A 17106-nucleotide genomic window follows, 5' to 3' on the forward strand; every position below is an offset into this window, starting at 1 on the left:
AATATCCCAGAAGGCAGCTACACAGGGTATGGTTCTTCTGGAGAACAACAATAACTCCCTGCCGATCGCCCAGACAAAAGGAACGAAAGTAGCACTGTTTGGTGTAGGTTCCTATAAGACGATCAAAGGCGGTACCGGATCCGGTGATGTTTATCTGAAGGACGGTGCAAACATTACGGTAGAACAGGGCTTTGAAGATGCCGGATACGATGTGGTAAACCAGGATTTCCTGACGGCTCAGAACACAGCATATGAAAAAGCAGAATCAGAAGCAGGAGGCGGCGGTATGTTCAGCAGCTTCGTATATAAAGAAGAAGCTTATGCAGAAGCAGATGTAACTGCTGCAGCCGGAAAAACAGACACCGCAATCTATGTGCTGGCACGTAACTCAGGCGAAGGTGCTGACCGTAAAGCAGAAAAAGGCGATTATTATCTGACAGACAACGAAGCAGCCAACCTGAAATTACTGGGTCAGAAATTTAAAAATGTAGTTGTTGTCCTCAATACAGGCGGTATTGTTGATACCAACTTCTTCAACGGCAAAGGCGGATACGCAGCAAATGATTCCCTGAACCGCAGCAAGATCGAAGGACTGGATTCTCTGGTACTGATGTCACAGGCAGGTATGAACGGAGGACGTGCCCTGGTTCAGATCCTGAACGGTGAAGTAAATCCATCCGGTAAACTGACCGATACCTGGGCAGTTGATTATAATGATTATCCATCATCTGCAGCATTCTCATGGAATGACGCCGTACATAAAGACGGAGAGACCACAGAAGAAAGCAATGCAGCAAATACTGCAGCAACCGCAGAAGAAGTTTACAACGATGATATCTATGTAGGCTACCGTTTCTTCGATACCTTTGGAAAGAAAGTAGCTTATGAATTCGGTTACGGCGAATCCTATACGGATTTTGACATTAAAGTAAAAACAGTAAAAGCAGATGCAGAAAATGTCAGCGTAGTAGCAGAAGTTAAAAATACAGGAAAAGTTACCGGTAAAGAAGTTGTAGAAGTTTATTTCTCCGCACCGGAAGGCAGCCTGGACAAGCCGTATCAGGAACTGGCAGCATACCAGAAAGTCGAAGTAAAAGCAGGTGAAACCAAAGAAGTAACGCTTTCCTTTGACACCGATGAGATGGCAAGCTACGATGAAAACAATGAACAGTATGTACTGGAAGACGGAACCTACAAGATTCGTGTGGGCAACAGCTCCAGAAATACCGTAGAGGCAGCTGATATCAAACTGGACAAAGATGTTGTTACCGAAAAAGCAGAAAATGCTCTGGGAATGACAAAAGATAAAATGCAGACAGGTACTTACACCGCTGATCATGTGGTAGCAGAAGGCGGAGCTTACAAGATGAATATCCTGGATGAGAAATCCACAGGATACGGCACAGGCATTACACCAACCGCAGAAGGTTTGAGTGCAGCAAAAGCATCCTTGAGTCTTGCGGCTTCCAGCTTTGGAAAAACAGAAACGCATGCGTACACAGACGGAAAAGTAACTTCCTACATAAGTGAGGATAAAGATTCTGATTCTAATGCATACAGCAAGAATGCAGATTTGGACAAAGAGACAAAGAAAACCGTAAAAGCAGCAAAAGATGCAACTCTGGTAGATGTTGTGAACGGCAAACTTACCATGGAAGAACTGGTAGCAAACATGAGCAGCACAGAGTTGGCTGACCTGGTAGAAGGCGGTACTTACGACGGACTGTCAGCAGGATCTTCAAGCTCAGCAGTCATCGGTTCTCAGGCAGATTCCGTATATGGAGCAGCCGGTGAGACAACAAGCAATCTGTACAACTCCAGATACATCCCGAACATCGTACTTTCCGATGGACCTGCAGGTATCCGTATCACAAAAGAGTACATCCAGTACGAACTGGTCGGTGCAGATGCGACATTTGATGCAAACCAGACTTACTATACAGGAACATACAGCTGGAGCGGCATGAATTATACAGAAAAAGCAATTGCAAATGAGACAGAGTTCAAAAAACTTCTTGCAGATGGCGAAAAACTGTATACAACCGATAACACCAAATACTATCAGTACTGTACAGCAATGCCGATCGGTACTCTGCTTGCACAGGCATGGGATCCGGCTGTCATTGAAGAAGTAGGCCGTGCAGTTGGTACAGAAATGCTGGAATATGGCGTTACATCTTGGCTTGCACCGGGCATGAACATCCACAGAAACCCGCTTTGTGGACGTAACTTTGAGTACTACTCAGAAGATCCGCTGATCTCCGGTGAAGCAGCTGCCGCTGAGACAAAAGGTGTTCAGACAAAAGCAGACGGAACATACTCCGGAATCGGTGTTACTCTGAAACATTTCGCATTCAACAACCAGGAACAGCAGCGTATGGGAAGCAACTCTGTTGTATCTGAGAGAGCAGCAAGAGAGATCTACCTGAAAGGCTTTGAAATCGGCGTAGAAGAAGCTCAGCCAGATTACATCATGAGCTCCTACAACATGGTAAACGGTTATCCGACCTTTGAAAACTATGGTCTGCTGACAACGATGTTAAGAGATGAATGGGGATTTGAAGGATTTGTAATGACAGACTGGTATTCTGTAAGCCGTGTCAATGGTGCAAACAAAGGCAAAAACGTACAGGGACTGCTGATGTGGGCAGGAAATGACTGTGAGATGCCTGGCGGAAACGTAAAGAATATGCTGACAGCACTGAATACAGACAAGACATTAAGACTTGGTGACCTGCAGAAATCCGCAGTCAATATGCTGAATGTTATCGCAAAGAGTGCAGTATTTGAAAACATGCTGGACAAACTGGCAACAAGTGATGATGCAGTGACAGCAGCAGAAGCAAAACAGGCAAAGGCAATCCTGACAAAGAACAAAGCACAGAAAGTTCTGGATGACTTAGGCTATGAATCAAAAGAAGATGCAGCTGTAAAAGCTCAGATCGCAGCAGCAGAAAAAGCAAAAGCAGAAGCAGAAGCTGCAGCAAAAGCAGCAAAAGCAGAGGCAGATGCAGCAAAAGCAGAAGCAGCATCCGCAAATGCAAAACTTGAAAAGAATGCATTTAAAGCGAAAAAAGCAACCGTTAAGAAAGTAACCGGAAAGAGCAAAGCTGCAGTTGTCAAAGTGAAAAAAGTAAAAGGTGCAGACGGCTATCAGGTACAGTACTCCAAGAAAGCAAACTTCAAGAGTGCTAAGAAAGCAAATACAAAGAAACTGAATGTTACTCTGAAGAGACTGAGCAAAGGCAGCAAATACTATGTACGTGTAAGAGCTTACAAGACCATCAACGGTCAGAAAGTTTACACCAAGTACTCTGCAAAGAAGACTGTAACAGTTAAATAAGATAAACTTATCCAAAGACTTGAAACACACTCGGGAGGATGCCGGAAGGCGTCCTCCCACTTTTTTATCGTGTTCGAGATCACAAAACATAAACAGTAGCAGCTATTGAACCAGATGAATGGCTGAAAAAGATGAACATAATATGAACACACAGGACGGAAAATGAACAATTTATGTCGGAAAATGAGTGGTTTCGTGAACGGAAATTAGATATAATAGCATCACAATCAATCAAAGAAGGCAGTAAAGATTAAAAAGTAAGTAAGAAACCTCTTACTATATAGCAACAGGGAAAGACGGCGGAGTTTGAGTGATCCGCCGTTTTTTCTTGCCAGGAAAAGTCGCCTGTGATACACTGAACTACAGGATTCGGCATAAAATCAGGAATTTTGCCGGAAATAATCTGGGGCAGATGGGTTCTGCCCTTTCTATCCACTATATTTTATAAGAAATGAGGAATTACTATGGCACAGTTATGGGGTGGACGTTTCACCAAAGAGACCGATCAGCTGGTTTATAATTTTAATGCATCCATATCGTTTGATCAGAAATTTTACAAACAGGATATCACAGGAAGCAAGGCACATGTGAAAATGCTGGCAGCACAGGGCATTCTGACTGAGGCAGAGCGTGATCAGATCCTGGAAGGCCTGGATGGCATTCTGCGTGATGTTGAGAGCGGAACACTTAAGATCACAGACAAATACGAAGATATCCACAGCTTTGTGGAGGCAAATCTGATCGACCGCATCGGCGATGCCGGCAAAAAGCTGCACACCGGACGCAGCCGCAATGACCAGGTTGCACTGGATATGAAGCTTTATACAAGAGATGAGATCGGTGAGATCGACAAACTGCTGAAAAAACTTCTTGAGACACTGCTTGGCATTATGGAAGAAAATATTGAGACTTATATGCCGGGATTTACCCACCTGCAGAAAGCACAGCCAATCACGCTGGCACATCATTTCGGGGCTTATTTTGAAATGTTCAAACGTGACAGACAGAGACTGGCTGATATTTATAAGAGAATGAATCTCTGCCCGCTTGGAAGCGGTGCACTGGCAGGCACAACGTATCCTCTGGATCGTGAGATGACGGCACAGCTGCTTGGATTTGACGGACCAACCTTAAACAGCATGGATTCCGTATCCGACCGTGACTACCTGATCGAGCTGCTCTCTGCCATGTCAACGATTATGATGCATCTGAGCCGTTTCTGCGAGGAGATCATCCTGTGGAATTCCAATGAATACCGCTTTGTGGAGATCGATGACGCTTACAGCACCGGCAGCAGCATCATGCCGCAGAAGAAAAACCCGGATATCGCAGAGCTGGTAAGAGGAAAGACCGGCCGTGTTTACGGAGCACTGACCTCCATGCTGACCACGATGAAAGGCATCCCGCTGGCATACAACAAAGACATGCAGGAAGACAAAGAGCTGACCTTTGATGCGATCGACACCGTAAAGGGCTGTATTGCCCTGTTTACCGGCATGGTTTCTACGATGAGCTTCCGCAAAGATGTCATGGAAAAGAGTGCAAAAAACGGTTTCACCAATGCGACCGATGCCGCAGATTATCTGGTAAACCATGGCGTACCGTTCCGTGACGCACACGGTATTGTAGGCCGTCTGGTACTTCTGTGCATTGACAGAGGCATTGCCCTGGATGACCTGACACTGGAAGAGTACAAAGAGATCAGCCCGGTCTTTGAAGAAGATATTTACGAGGCAATCTCCCTGAAAACCTGCGTGGAAAAACGTCTGACGATCGGTGCTCCTGGGGCAGAAGCCATGAAAAAAGTCATCATGCTCGAAAAAAAATACCTGGAAGAAGCAGAAAATTTATAAAAACCGCTTGATTTTTTTGCTGAAATAGGATAGGATAGTTCGAGTAAAGACAAATGTCCGCACACAAAATACACGAACGATAAATTGTCCGTTGTAAATATATTACGAAATGAGGATTTGAAAAATGGAACAGAAATTAAAAGTCGGTATCCTTGGAGCAACCGGAATGGTAGGTCAGCGTTTTATCTCTCTTCTTGAGAATCATCCGTGGTTTGAAGTGACCACACTGGCAGCAAGCCCGAGAAGTGCAGGAAAGACATATGAAGAAGCAGTCGGCGGAAGATGGAAAATGGACACTCCGATGCCGGAAGCTGTAAAGAAGATCGTTGTCATGAATGTAAACGAAGTAGAAAAAGTTGCATCAAACGTAGACTTCGTATTTTCAGCCGTTGATATGTCAAAAGATGAGATCAAAGCAATCGAAGAAGAATATGCAAAGACCGAGACACCGGTTGTTTCCAACAACAGTGCACATCGCTGGACACCGGATGTACCGATGGTTGTTCCGGAAATCAATCCACAGCATTTCGATGTGATCGAATCTCAGAAAAAACGTCTGGGAACCAAGAAAGGTTTTGTAGCAGTAAAACCGAACTGCTCTATCCAGAGTTATGCACCGGTACTGACTGCATGGAAAGAGTTTGAGCCATACGAAGTCGTAGCTACCACTTACCAGGCAATCTCCGGAGCAGGCAAGACTTTCAAAGACTGGCCGGAGATGGTAGAGAACATCATCCCGTACATCGGCGGCGAAGAAGAAAAGAGCGAGATGGAGCCGCTTCGTCTGTGGGGCGAAGTGAAAGACGGCGTGATCGTTCCGGCACAGAGCCCGGTTATCACCTGCCAGTGCATCCGTGTTCCGGTTCTGAACGGACATACCGCAGCAGTTTTCGTTAAGTTCAAAAAGAAACCGACCAAAGAACAGCTGATCGAAAAACTGGTGAACTTCAAAGGACTTCCTCAGGAACTGGATCTGCCAAGTGCACCGAAGCAGTTCATCCAGTACATGGAAGAAGACAACCGTCCGCAGGTAAAACTGGATGTCAACTACGAAAACGGCATGGGCGTATCGGTTGGCCGCTTAAGAGAAGATAAAGTTTATGACTGGAAATTCGTGGGACTGTCCCATAACACCGTCAGAGGAGCAGCAGGCGGAGCCGTTCTGTGTGCTGAGACACTGACAGCAAAAGGATATATCACAAAGAAATAAAGAAAAACGGTTTAAAAAACAGGCTCAAAGAGATGTCAGCGAAAAGAAACGCCGGCATCTCTTTTTGCTCTTGCATTTTTGTTTGCCATTTTGTACAATATTCAGGAACGCAGCAAGAATGTCAGAGACATTCTTAATAATAGATAGGATGTTGGGGTCCCAAGGTCTTTCATCCACCTATGAGCAAGCTCATGTGGATTTAGACCTTTTGACCCTGGCATCATAAATATGACATTTCGAATTTTTACAGGTGGGTTTGGGTAAATGATAAGGATAAAAAACGTAACAAAGGATTATGGCAGCAATAAAGGTGTTTTTGATCTTTCTTTTGAAGTACAGGATCAGGAGACGTTTGGACTGCTGGGGATGGAAGGTGCCGGCAAGACGACACTTCTGCAGATTTTGATGGGATTTTCAAACCTTTCCGGGGGGCGCTGCACGATCAACGCCAAACATTGCTGGAAACAAAGTACCGGTATTAAGAATTTTACCGGATATCTGCCGCAGAAGATCACACTGCCGGAGTCGATGACCGGTCTTCAGTTTTTTCGCTTTCTGGCAGATTTAAGAAACAGAAAAAGCCTGGAAAAAGCGATCCGCACAGCAGATGCATTTGAGCTGGACACTTCAAAAAAGATCCGTGATCTGAATCAGGAAGAGAAAAAAAAGCTGGCGATCGCCGGTGTATTTCTTCATGATCCGGAGGTGCTTCTGCTCGATGAACCGGAGAGTGATCTTGGCGAAAAGGCAAAAGTGCAGTTCATGAACCTGATCCTAGAAGAAAAAAGCAGGGGAAAGACGATCCTGATCGCTACCGGAAGTTTTGTGACGGCGGAGCGGCTCTGTGACCGCATCGGGATCTTGCGGCGTGGCATGCTGGTCAACCTGGATGATGTTTCCGTGATCCGTGAGGCCTCCAGAAAGGTATTCTGCATCGGATTTCGAAGTGAGCTGGAAGCAGTCCGTTTTGTCAGAGAGTCAGGATTTGATGTTTTAAATAAAAATGCGACTCAGCTTACCGTCTCGCTTTCCGGAGAACTGCAGAATTTTATCAAAGTGCTGTCAGGGTATAAAGTGCTGACCATGGAGAGCATTCCGCAGACGTTGGAAGAGACCTTTACCTATCTGTATGGAGGTGACCTGAGTGATTAATATTCCAATACTGAAGAAAAATTTCAGAGAACATATCTGGTTGTGGGGCATCGTCACCGCTGTACTGCTACTTTATCTGTTTCTACTGTTGGGGACATACGCACCAGATGGAAAAGCCGGTGTGACCCTTTTATTTTCCGGGCTGCCGTCCGCAGTTCAGACAGCACTTGGGGCAGGCAATTACGGACTGTCTTTAAGTGGCATTTTGGGAGGCTATTTCTGGGAGAATATCTTTACACTGGTACCATTTGTAGTCAGTATCCCGGTGGCGGCATCTTTCGTTGCAGGCAAACTGGAAAGCGGTGCTTTTGCCTGGATTCTGTCGGCACCTGTAGAGCGTGAAAAGCTTTTGTTTACTCAGATTTATTCTTTTACATTTGCCCTGTTTGCATTGTTTTTTGTAAATTGTCTGGTCGGAATAGTGTGCGGCCTGGCCTTTTGCGGATCGTATTTTGTGATTTCCGAGTTCTTACTGATGTGCCTTGGCGGATTCTGCCTGCATTTCTGCCTTGGGGGCCTGCTGTTTGTGATATCTGCAATGTGCGATGAGAAAGCACTGGCAGTGATGATCACGACAGGGATCGTACTGTTATTTTATATTCTGAAAATGCTCGCTTCGCTTGGGGGGATTTTCGGATATCTGAAATATGTGACGATCTTCTCCATGTATCTGGCGGACGATGTGATCGACGGGGGCATGTTTTTTATATGGAAATATCCGGTACTGATCCTGGCGGGCGTTCTGCTTTACTGGCTTTCCATGCGAATATTTGAGAAGCGGGATCTGCCGCTTTAAAAGAGGAGTAAATAATTGAAAAAATTATACATAGCAGAAAAACCGAGTGTTGCACAGGAATTTGCGAAAGCGTTGAAGATCCGGGCGGCAAGGAAAGATGGCTATCTGGAGGGGGAAGAGGCCGTTGTGACCTGGTGTGTCGGACATCTGGTGACGATGAGCTACCCGGAAGTTTACGATGCTTCTTATAAAAAATGGAGCCTTGCGACGCTTCCGTTTCTGCCGGAGAACTTTCTTTACGAAGTGATTCCGGCGACGAAAAAGCAGTTCAAAGTGGTCAGCACTCTTTTAAATCGAAAAGATATTGATGTGATCTATGTCTGTACCGACTCCGGACGGGAAGGAGAATATATTTACCGCCTGGTGGAGCAGGAAGCACATGTTCAGGGCAAGAAAAGGCTGCGTGTGTGGATCGATTCTCAGACAGAAGAAGAAATCCTGCACGGGATTGCGACAGCAAAAGATCTTTCCGCATACGATAATCTTGCAAGTGCCGCTTATCTGCGTGCAAAAGAGGATTATCTGATGGGCATCAATTTTTCCAGACTTTTAAGTCTGAAATACGGGCAGTCCATTTCAAGCTGCATGGGAACAAGATACACGGTGATATCAGTCGGACGTGTGATGACCTGTGTGCTTGGCATGATCGTCAGAAGGGAACGTGAAATCCGTCAGTTTGTGAAAATGCCGTTCTACCGTGTACTGTCTTCCATGGTATGCGGTGAAAGCACGATCGAAGGCGAGTTCCGTGCCGTCAAAGGTTCCGCTTATTTCCAGTCTCCGAAGCTCTACAAAGAGAATGGATTTTCGCATAAAGAAGATGCAAAAGAGCTGATAGAGAAGCTGAGCAATCCAAAGCCGGTGCAGGCTGTGATCGAAAAGCTGGAAAGCAAAAAAGAAAACAAAAATCCGCCGCTGCTTTATAACCTGGCGGAACTTCAGAATGACTGCTCGAAGCGTTACAAAATCAGCCCGGACGAGACCTTAAAGATTGTCCAGGAACTCTACGAGAAAAAGCTGGTCACTTATCCGAGAACGGACGCCCGAGTGCTGTCAACGGCAGTAGCAAAAGAGATCCACAAAAATATCCGCGGACTTTCCGGGTTTGCAAACGTGCAGTCTTATGCGGCGGAAGTTTTAGAAGGCACGGCCTGGAAAAAGATTGCATCGACACGTTACGTCAATGACAAACAGATCACCGACCATTATGCGATCATCCCGACCGGGCAGGGACTTTTGGCACTGCGGAGCGTAAGTGCCCTTTCGGTAAAGGTTTATGAGCTGATTGCAAGAAGGTTCCTCAGTATTTTTTATCCGCCGGCCATTTACCAGAAAACGACACTGGTTTCAAAAGTACAGCAGGAGTCCTTTTTCTCAAGTTTCCGTCTGCTTCTGTCCGAAGGATACCTTAAAGTGGCAGGCATGCCGGAAGAAAATAAGAAAAAAGACGATACAGAAGATGTGAAATGTGACGAAAATCTGCTTCAAGCACTGCAGAAATGCAAAAAAGGTGATATACTTCCGGTGAAGGGCTTTTCCATCAAAGAAGGCGAAACTTCACCGCCGAAACGCTATACATCCGGTTCGATGATTCTGGCAATGGAGAATGCCGGTCAGCTGATCGAGGATGAAGAACTGCGTGCCCAGATCAAAGGAAGCGGCATCGGAACGAGTGCAACCAGGGCAGAGATTCTGAAGAAGCTTCAGGCAAACAAATACATTGCCCTGAATAAAAAAACGCAGGTTCTGACACCGACACACCTGGGGGAGATGATCTTTGATGTGGTGAACAATTCAATCCGTTCTCTGTTAAACCCGGAGCTTACGGCAAGCTGGGAAAAAGGGCTCACCTATGTGGCGGAGGGCACGATCACTTCCGAAGAATATATGGAAAAGTTAGAGGGCTTTATAAAAAGAAGAACCGATGCCGTACTTGGCAGCAATAGTTCCTATGCTTTGCGGAAACTATTTGACGAATCGGCAGTTTTCTATAAAAAACAGCAAAAGCCGCAGAAGCGACTAACAGGAGGTAAGAAAGATGGAAACATGTAAAATCAAAAATCTCTATAATCTCGAGGAAACGATTGCAAAAGATCTGTTTGAAGGAGCCGTTTATCCGTGGGAAGTACTTCCGAAGATCAGCGATTTTATCAAAAAACTGGGAGCGACCTTAAGCGAAGAAGAATACGAAAAACGCGGGGAAGACATCTGGATCGCAAAATCCGCAACCGTAGCACCGACCGCTTACATTCACGGACCGGCAATCATCGGAAAAGAAGCAGAAGTACGCCACTGTGCATTCATCCGCGGCAATGCGATCGTAGGTGAAGGAGCCGTTGTCGGCAACTCCACCGAACTGAAAAATGTGGTCCTGTTCAACAAAGTACAGGTTCCGCATTACAATTATGTCGGTGATTCCATTCTTGGATACAAGGCACATATGGGAGCCGGTTCGATCACATCCAATGTCAAATCCGATAAAAAACTGGTGGTGGTAAAAGATGACAAAGGCAATCGCATCGAGACCGGACTGAAAAAATTCGGTGCCATGATCGGCGATAACGTAGAGGTAGGATGCGGCTCCATCTTAAATCCGGGAACCGTAGTCGGACCGGACAGCAATATCTATCCGCTTTCCTCTGTGCGTGAAGTGATCCCGGCACACAGCATCTACAAAAAACGCGGCGAAATCGCAGAAAAGAGAAAACAGAACGAGAAATAAATTGACAATAAGTAAAGAGTAAACTATAATAAAGGAAGGATAATTTTGTCCTTCCTTTTGACATTTCATTTCACTCAGAGAAGAATGACATCAGATGTGAGGTGACTTCCGACTCTGGCATTCTTGAATTCGATAAACAGCAGGCAGCACTTCTGCTGCAAATTTCCAAGCATGGACACGCTTTTTGGTTGACATTTTCAAAAATATATATTAATATGGGGAGAGAACGAACATAAGTTCGTAATCAAGCCCTTTTGCGTATTGCAAAGGTGCACAGAAGAAACGAGAAAACCATTGGCATTACAGAAACCAGGTATCAGATTGGTATAATCTGTATCGAAAGTATACGCTTGTGGTCAGTACAGTTGAGTATTTTCAAGTCGAACACATGTGAGACTTGGCAGGCGATTCGTGTCAGTTTTGCAGATATTTACCTGATACGGGAAGACAAGTGGAACAATATAGAGCAAATAGAAGATTAAGGAGGATATTAAAATGGGACAGGATGATAAGATCAAGGCACTGGAAGCGGCTATCACAAAAATTGAGAAAGATTTCGGAAAAGGTGCCATTATGAAACTGGGTGATTCCGGAAACCATATGAACGTGGAGACCGTTCCGACCGGCTCTCTGAGCCTGGATGTGGCACTGGGACTTGGCGGTGTTCCAAAAGGAAGGATCGTGGAGATCTACGGACCGGAGTCCAGTGGTAAGACGACCGTAGCACTGCATATGGTAGCAGAAGTCCAGAAACGCGGCGGTATCGCAGGATTTATCGATGCAGAGCATGCACTGGATCCGGTCTATGCAAAGAATATCGGCGTAGACATTGATAATCTTTACATTTCACAGCCGGATAACGGTGAGCAGGGGCTTGAGATCGCAGAGACCATGGTGCGTTCCGGAGCAGTGGACATTATCATCGTGGACTCTGTGGCAGCACTGGTGCCAAAAACAGAGATCGAGGGCGATATGGGAGATTCTCACGTAGGTCTGCATGCAAGACTGATGTCTCAGGCACTTCGTAAACTGACCGGTATCATCGGCAAATCCAGCTGTACCGTGATCTTTATCAACCAGCTGCGTGAAAAAGTCGGTGTCATGTTCGGCAATCCGGAGGTTACAACCGGTGGCCGTGCACTGAAGTTTTACTCTTCCATCCGTATGGATGTACGCCGTATCGAGACACTCAAACAGGGCGGCGAGATCGTCGGCAACCGTGTGCGTGTCAAAATCGTCAAGAACAAGATCGCACCGCCATTTAAAGAGGCAGAGTTTGATATCATGTTCGGTCAGGGCATCTCAAGAGAAGGTGACATCCTTGATCTGGCAGTGAAAAATGAGATTGTAAACAAGAGCGGGGCATGGTTTGCCTATAACGGCATCAAGATCGGACAGGGCCGTGAGAATGCCAAGATTTATCTGAAGAACAATCCAGAGACGATGGCAGAGATCGAAAAACTGGTGCGTGAAAAGTATGGATTTGACGGTGCGGCAGCCGCAGATGATGAAAAAGAAGACAAAAAAGCAACAAAGAGCAGTACTGCGAAAAAGGATGCCGTAAAAGAAGAAACTCCGGCAGCAGATCCGGACGGCAGCGGGGATGAAGCATGATCGTCACTGCATTAGAGCCGGTCGGCAAGACGAGAGTGCAGGTCTTTTTAGACGGAGAAAAAGCTTTTGTCCTGTATCGGAATGAGGCTTACCGGATGGGGATCCGTGAAGGGGAATCCCTTTCAGAGCAGGCATATGCAGAGATCATGCAGGAGATCCTGCCCAAACGGGCCAGGCTGCGTTGCATGAATATCTTAAAAAGTGCAGATAAGACCGAATGGCAGCTGAGAACAAAGCTCCGTCAGGGAGGATACCCGAAAGAGATCGAAGATATCGCTATCGAGTATGTGCGAAGCTTCCACTATATCGATGATGTACGTTATGCCGGATACTATATCGAGAGCCGCAGCCAGACAAAGAGCAAACGCCAGATCGTACAGGAGTTAAAAGCAAAAGGCGTTTCTTCAGAAGATATTGAAGCGGCATACGAACAGGCAGAAGGAAACAGCGAAGAAGAAACGATCCTCGCACTTGCGAAAAAGAAACGCATGAACCTGGAGAATCCAACAGCGGAAGAACAGCAGAAATACTATGCGTTTTTTATGAGAAAAGGATTTTCCTATGCTGCGGTACGCAAGGTTCTGCGGGGGCTCGAATAATTAGGAGAATATTTTTGGCAACAATCAAAGAAATAGCAGAAAAGGCAGGTGTCAGTACCACAACCGTTTCCAACGTCATTCACGGGAAAACAAAAAAAGTATCACCTGCGACGATCCAGAAGATCGAAGCACTGATCAAAGAAGTTGGTTACGTGCAGAAAAGAGGACTGCGAGTGCTGAATAACGAGAAGTCTCAGCTGATCGCAGTTGTCATTAACTATCATAAAGAATTCAAAGATTCCATTCTCGGAGATCCATTTTACGGGAAAATCATCGGATTTATCGAAGAATATGTGCAGAAACAGGGCTATTACCTGATGCTGTATTCCACAAAAGACATCGAAGAGATTTTTCAGATGGTGGCAGGCTGGGATGTGGACGGCGTGATCGCCATCTCCTTCAGCCGACACAACTGTGAAAAAATCTATCAGCTGATCAAAAAACCGATCGTGTCGATCGATGCCTACGGAAACGCAGCCAAAGACAGCCATCTGGTCAATATCGGTCTGGATGACGAAAGTGGCGGCTATCAGATGGTGAAATATCTGCTGGAATGCGGATATGAGCACATCAAAGTCTGTGCCGGAAGAGACAACGGTGTCGATCATCTGCGTTATGTCGGTGCACAGAGAGCCATGCAGGAGTGTGCGGCAGAAGGTCAGAAACTGCAGTTTGTGGCACTTGGCATGAACTATGAAAAACGAAAAGCAAGTTACGACTGGCTGGTACAGAGAAGATTGCCGGGAACGGCACTGTTTTTCCTCTCCGATATGTATGCACTGGAAGCGATCCGCTTCTGTGCCGACAAAAAAGTAGCCGTGCCGCAGCAGATCGGCGTGGCAGGCTATGACGATATCAGCTATGCACAGTACTCCACACCGAGACTTACCACCATAAAGCAGGACGTGCAGAAAAAAGCACAGAAAGCAGTGGAAATCCTTCTGAAATGGATCGAAGAAGGCGAAGAATATCCGCAGCGGGAAGTAGAACTGTCCGTGACACTGGTGAAAAGGAAGTCGGTGGAGAGAGACTGAAAAGCAAGATTCAGCAATATTGTTTGATTTTGCGTGATAAAGAAAAATGACATCCACACAAAAAAATGAAAATGTGCAAATGAACGAATTCCCCGAAGGCACGCTCTCGCTACCTCACATTGGCAGCGGTACATCAGATAGTACCTACTGGGGAATTGTTCATTTTGCACATTGACAAAGGTTCCTGGCTTGCCAGAGGACACCGAACAGGAAACGCAGCGTGTCAGAGCATTTGTTTTCCAAAATCAGGGCGTTTTTATTATACGAACCTTCCCTTTTTCAATAAATCCTTTCATAATCTATCAAAATGCACAAAAATCCCCCATCTGAACTTATACAAAAAGACGGTTATCTACATAACCTATTTACAGACAAAACGACAAATGCTATAGTGTGTACATAGAAGTTATGTACATAACCTAACGAAATATGACGCAGAACAGACACTTCAAAGGAGGATCACATGAAACAGATTTTGATTGCCACACATGGAAAAATGGCCTCCGGAATCCGTTACACGGCCGAGCTGATCGTCGGTCAGCTGACAGAGATCACGACGATTGATGCTTATGTAACACCGGAAGACAATGTGGAAGAGCAGTTTAAAGAATTTTTTGAGAAGCATAAAGAAGACCGCATCATCGTGTTTACCGACCTGATGGGAGGAAGCGTAAACCAGAAGCTGATGGAGTACGCAAAGCAGGACAACGTCACACTGGTGACCGGAACAAATCTCCCGGTACTGATGCAGGTCATGCTTGCGGATGATGATGTGAGCGAAGAAGAGATCGAAACTTACATTGAGGAAGCAAGAGGAGAACTTCAGATGGTGCAGATGCATGCAAAACCGAAAAAGGAAGCAGATGCAGCGGCACAGAGTCAGAAGAAAGCGGCTGCGGTTCAGGAGAAAAAAGCCGCACAGCCTGCAAACTATGAAAATTCAACAGCAAAGATTTCCGCACTGCGTGTAGATGACCGTCTGATCCACGGACAGGTGGCGATGACCTGGACCAAACAGTTGCGTGTACAAGGGATCGTGGTGGCAAATGATGATGCGGCAAACGATGACACGCAGAAAATGGCACTGAAAATGGCAGTTCCGGGAGGCATCAAGGCACTGATCAAACCGGTAGATGAAGCCATCCGTGTTCTGAATGATCCGCGTGCATCAAAAATGAGGATCCTCGTTCTGACAAGAACCGTCAAGGATGCACTGAAGATCCGCAGACAGGTAGGTGAGATTGAATTTCTGAACATCGGAAACACCGGAAGATTCGACGGAATCGATGTATCTGAAAAACAGCTGCTTTCCCCGACCATCATGCTGACAGACGAAGAAGTGCAGAACTTAAGAGAACTGGTGGCAATCGATCCAAAGACCTGCATGCAGCAGGTTCCGAATGATGAGCAGAAACTTGTCAAAGATGTGCTGGACAAGTTAAAAGATACCAAGGGATTGTGAGAGTGCAAAGCACGGAACAATCCGTAGGTATCGTAGTTGATGACGTTTGATCCTAAAATCATTGAAAAGGAGAAAGAGATTATGTTAAATGCATTTTTAGTGGCACTGGCCGTATTTATCTGTGTCGGCGGTGCAGAATTGATTGGTTTTACGATGTTAAACCGACCGATCGTCATCGGACCTTTGGTTGGTCTGTTCCTGGGAGATGTAAAAACCGGCGTTATGATCGGTGCTTCACTGGAAGCCGTGTTTATGGGAGTTGTAAATATCGGCGGTGCTTCAGCGGCAGAACCTGGAATTGCAACAGCAGTCGGTACGGCATTTGCAATCATGCTGGGTAAGGGAAGTGAAGTTGCCCTGACACTGGCTTTGCCGATCGGTATTTTGGGACTTCAGATCAAAACATTCCTGTACATCTTTCTGGTTGGTATGTTTGCAAAGAAATTTGACCAGCTGGCAGCAGAAGGAAAAGAAAAACAGATCGTTTTTCTGCACTATGGACTGTGGGCGGTCAACTGGATACTGTATTCCCTGGTTGCATTCCTTGGAATCCTGTTCGGTTCCGATGCAGTCAGTACTCTGATGGATGCAATCCCGGATGTGGTTATGAACGGACTGACTGTCTGCGGCGGGCTTCTTCCGGCAGTCGGCATGGCAATGCTGATGAAAATGCTGTGGGACAAGAAAATCTGTATGTTCTATTTCCTTGGATTTGTCCTTTCTGCATACATGAACCTTCCGCTGATCGCAATCGCAGTGATCGGTGTGATCGTTGCCATCTCGATTGGCATGAACGACTACAAGATCAATCAGCTGTCTATGCAGCGTGTGGCTGCACCGGCAGGTAACCAGTCCAGTGAATTTGATGAAGAAGAGGAGGAATTTTTCTCATGAGTAATCTGACAAAATCCATTCCGGCAGATGAACGGAAAATGTTAAAAAAGGCATTCTGGCGTTCCTTTACCTTATATGCAGCCGTAAGCCCGGCAAAACAGGGTGCGTCCGGCTTCTGTTACGCACTGATGCCGTTTATCAATAAATTCTACAAAAATGATGAAGAAGGCAAAAAAGAAGCACTGGTAAGAAGTATGTCTTACTTCAATACCACGATCACCTGCTCGACCTTTATCATGGGGCTGGTTGCTTCCATGGAGAAAAAGAACAGCGAGCAGAAAGATTTTGATGCAAATTCCATCAACGCAGTAAAATCCAGTCTGATGGGACCACTGGCAGGTATCGGAGATTCCATTTTCTGGGGCGTTCTTCGCGTGATCGCAGCCGGTATCGCAGTTGGACTTGGTATGACCGGAAATATTCTGGC

Annotated in this window: 13 protein-coding genes; all 13 read left to right on the plus strand. The window is 45.9% G+C overall.

Annotation, left to right across the window (positions count from 1 at the left end):
• A partial coding sequence (locus ACLTL4_RS08860) for a glycoside hydrolase family 3 N-terminal domain-containing protein (protein ID WP_412320429.1) occupies window positions 1–3343 on the plus strand: 3343 nt, incomplete at its 5' end.
• A gap of 464 nt (window positions 3344–3807) precedes the next feature.
• The gene (gene argH / locus ACLTL4_RS08865; protein ID WP_412290484.1) at window positions 3808–5196 is read left to right on the plus strand and encodes an argininosuccinate lyase; all 1389 of its coding nucleotides are present in this window, start codon (window positions 3808–3810) and stop codon (window positions 5194–5196) included.
• A 124-nt stretch (window positions 5197–5320) separates the two neighbouring features.
• Entirely contained in the window at window positions 5321–6406 is a 1086-nt protein-coding gene (gene asd, locus ACLTL4_RS08870; RefSeq protein WP_022118912.1) for an aspartate-semialdehyde dehydrogenase, read from the plus strand.
• A 264-nt stretch (window positions 6407–6670) separates the two neighbouring features.
• The gene (locus ACLTL4_RS08875; protein ID WP_412290482.1) at window positions 6671–7558 is read left to right on the plus strand and encodes an ABC transporter ATP-binding protein; all 888 of its coding nucleotides are present in this window, start codon (window positions 6671–6673) and stop codon (window positions 7556–7558) included.
• Window positions 7551–8354 (plus strand): ABC transporter permease subunit, encoded by an 804-nt coding sequence (locus ACLTL4_RS08880; protein WP_412290481.1) that lies wholly within the window; start codon window positions 7551–7553, stop codon window positions 8352–8354. The genes ACLTL4_RS08875 and ACLTL4_RS08880 overlap by 8 nt, the downstream gene beginning before the upstream one ends.
• Before the next feature lie 15 nt (window positions 8355–8369).
• Window positions 8370–10406 carry a DNA topoisomerase gene (locus ACLTL4_RS08885; protein WP_412290479.1) on the plus strand — a complete coding sequence of 679 codons (2037 nt, stop codon included), beginning with the start codon at window positions 8370–8372 and terminating at the stop codon, window positions 10404–10406.
• Window positions 10393–11076, plus strand: a complete 684-nt coding sequence (locus ACLTL4_RS08890) for a UDP-N-acetylglucosamine pyrophosphorylase (protein WP_147631097.1) — start codon at window positions 10393–10395, stop codon at window positions 11074–11076. Before ACLTL4_RS08885 ends, ACLTL4_RS08890 begins: the two co-directional genes overlap by 14 nt.
• Window positions 11077–11571: 495 nt before the next feature.
• Window positions 11572–12690: a recombinase RecA gene (gene recA, locus ACLTL4_RS08895; protein WP_147631098.1), complete on the plus strand. Its 1119-nt coding sequence runs from the start codon at window positions 11572–11574 to the stop codon at window positions 12688–12690.
• Window positions 12687–13289, plus strand: a complete 603-nt coding sequence (locus tag ACLTL4_RS08900; protein WP_022118906.1) for a regulatory protein RecX — start codon at window positions 12687–12689, stop codon at window positions 13287–13289. The genes recA and ACLTL4_RS08900 overlap by 4 nt, the downstream gene beginning before the upstream one ends.
• A gap of 14 nt (window positions 13290–13303) precedes the next feature.
• Window positions 13304–14323, plus strand: coding sequence for a LacI family DNA-binding transcriptional regulator (locus ACLTL4_RS08905; protein ID WP_022118905.1), 1020 nt, complete (start codon window positions 13304–13306; stop codon window positions 14321–14323).
• 463 nt (window positions 14324–14786) lie between these two features.
• A complete protein-coding gene (locus ACLTL4_RS08910; protein ID WP_412290476.1) occupies window positions 14787–15785 on the plus strand; it encodes a PTS mannose/fructose/sorbose transporter subunit IIAB in 999 nt (332 codons plus the stop codon).
• An 81-nt stretch (window positions 15786–15866) separates the two neighbouring features.
• Window positions 15867–16679: a PTS mannose/fructose/sorbose/N-acetylgalactosamine transporter subunit IIC gene (locus ACLTL4_RS08915; RefSeq protein ID WP_178089145.1), complete on the plus strand. Its 813-nt coding sequence runs from the start codon at window positions 15867–15869 to the stop codon at window positions 16677–16679.
• Window positions 16676–17106: PTS system mannose/fructose/sorbose family transporter subunit IID (locus ACLTL4_RS08920; protein WP_412320430.1), on the plus strand; the 431-nt coding region annotated here is incomplete at its 3' end. The genes ACLTL4_RS08915 and ACLTL4_RS08920, both read left to right, overlap by 4 nt.

Origin of the sequence: Hominisplanchenecus sp. (genome assembly GCF_046967715.1) — a bacterium.
Taxonomy (GTDB): Bacteria; Bacillota; Clostridia; order Lachnospirales; family Lachnospiraceae; genus Hominisplanchenecus; species Hominisplanchenecus faecis.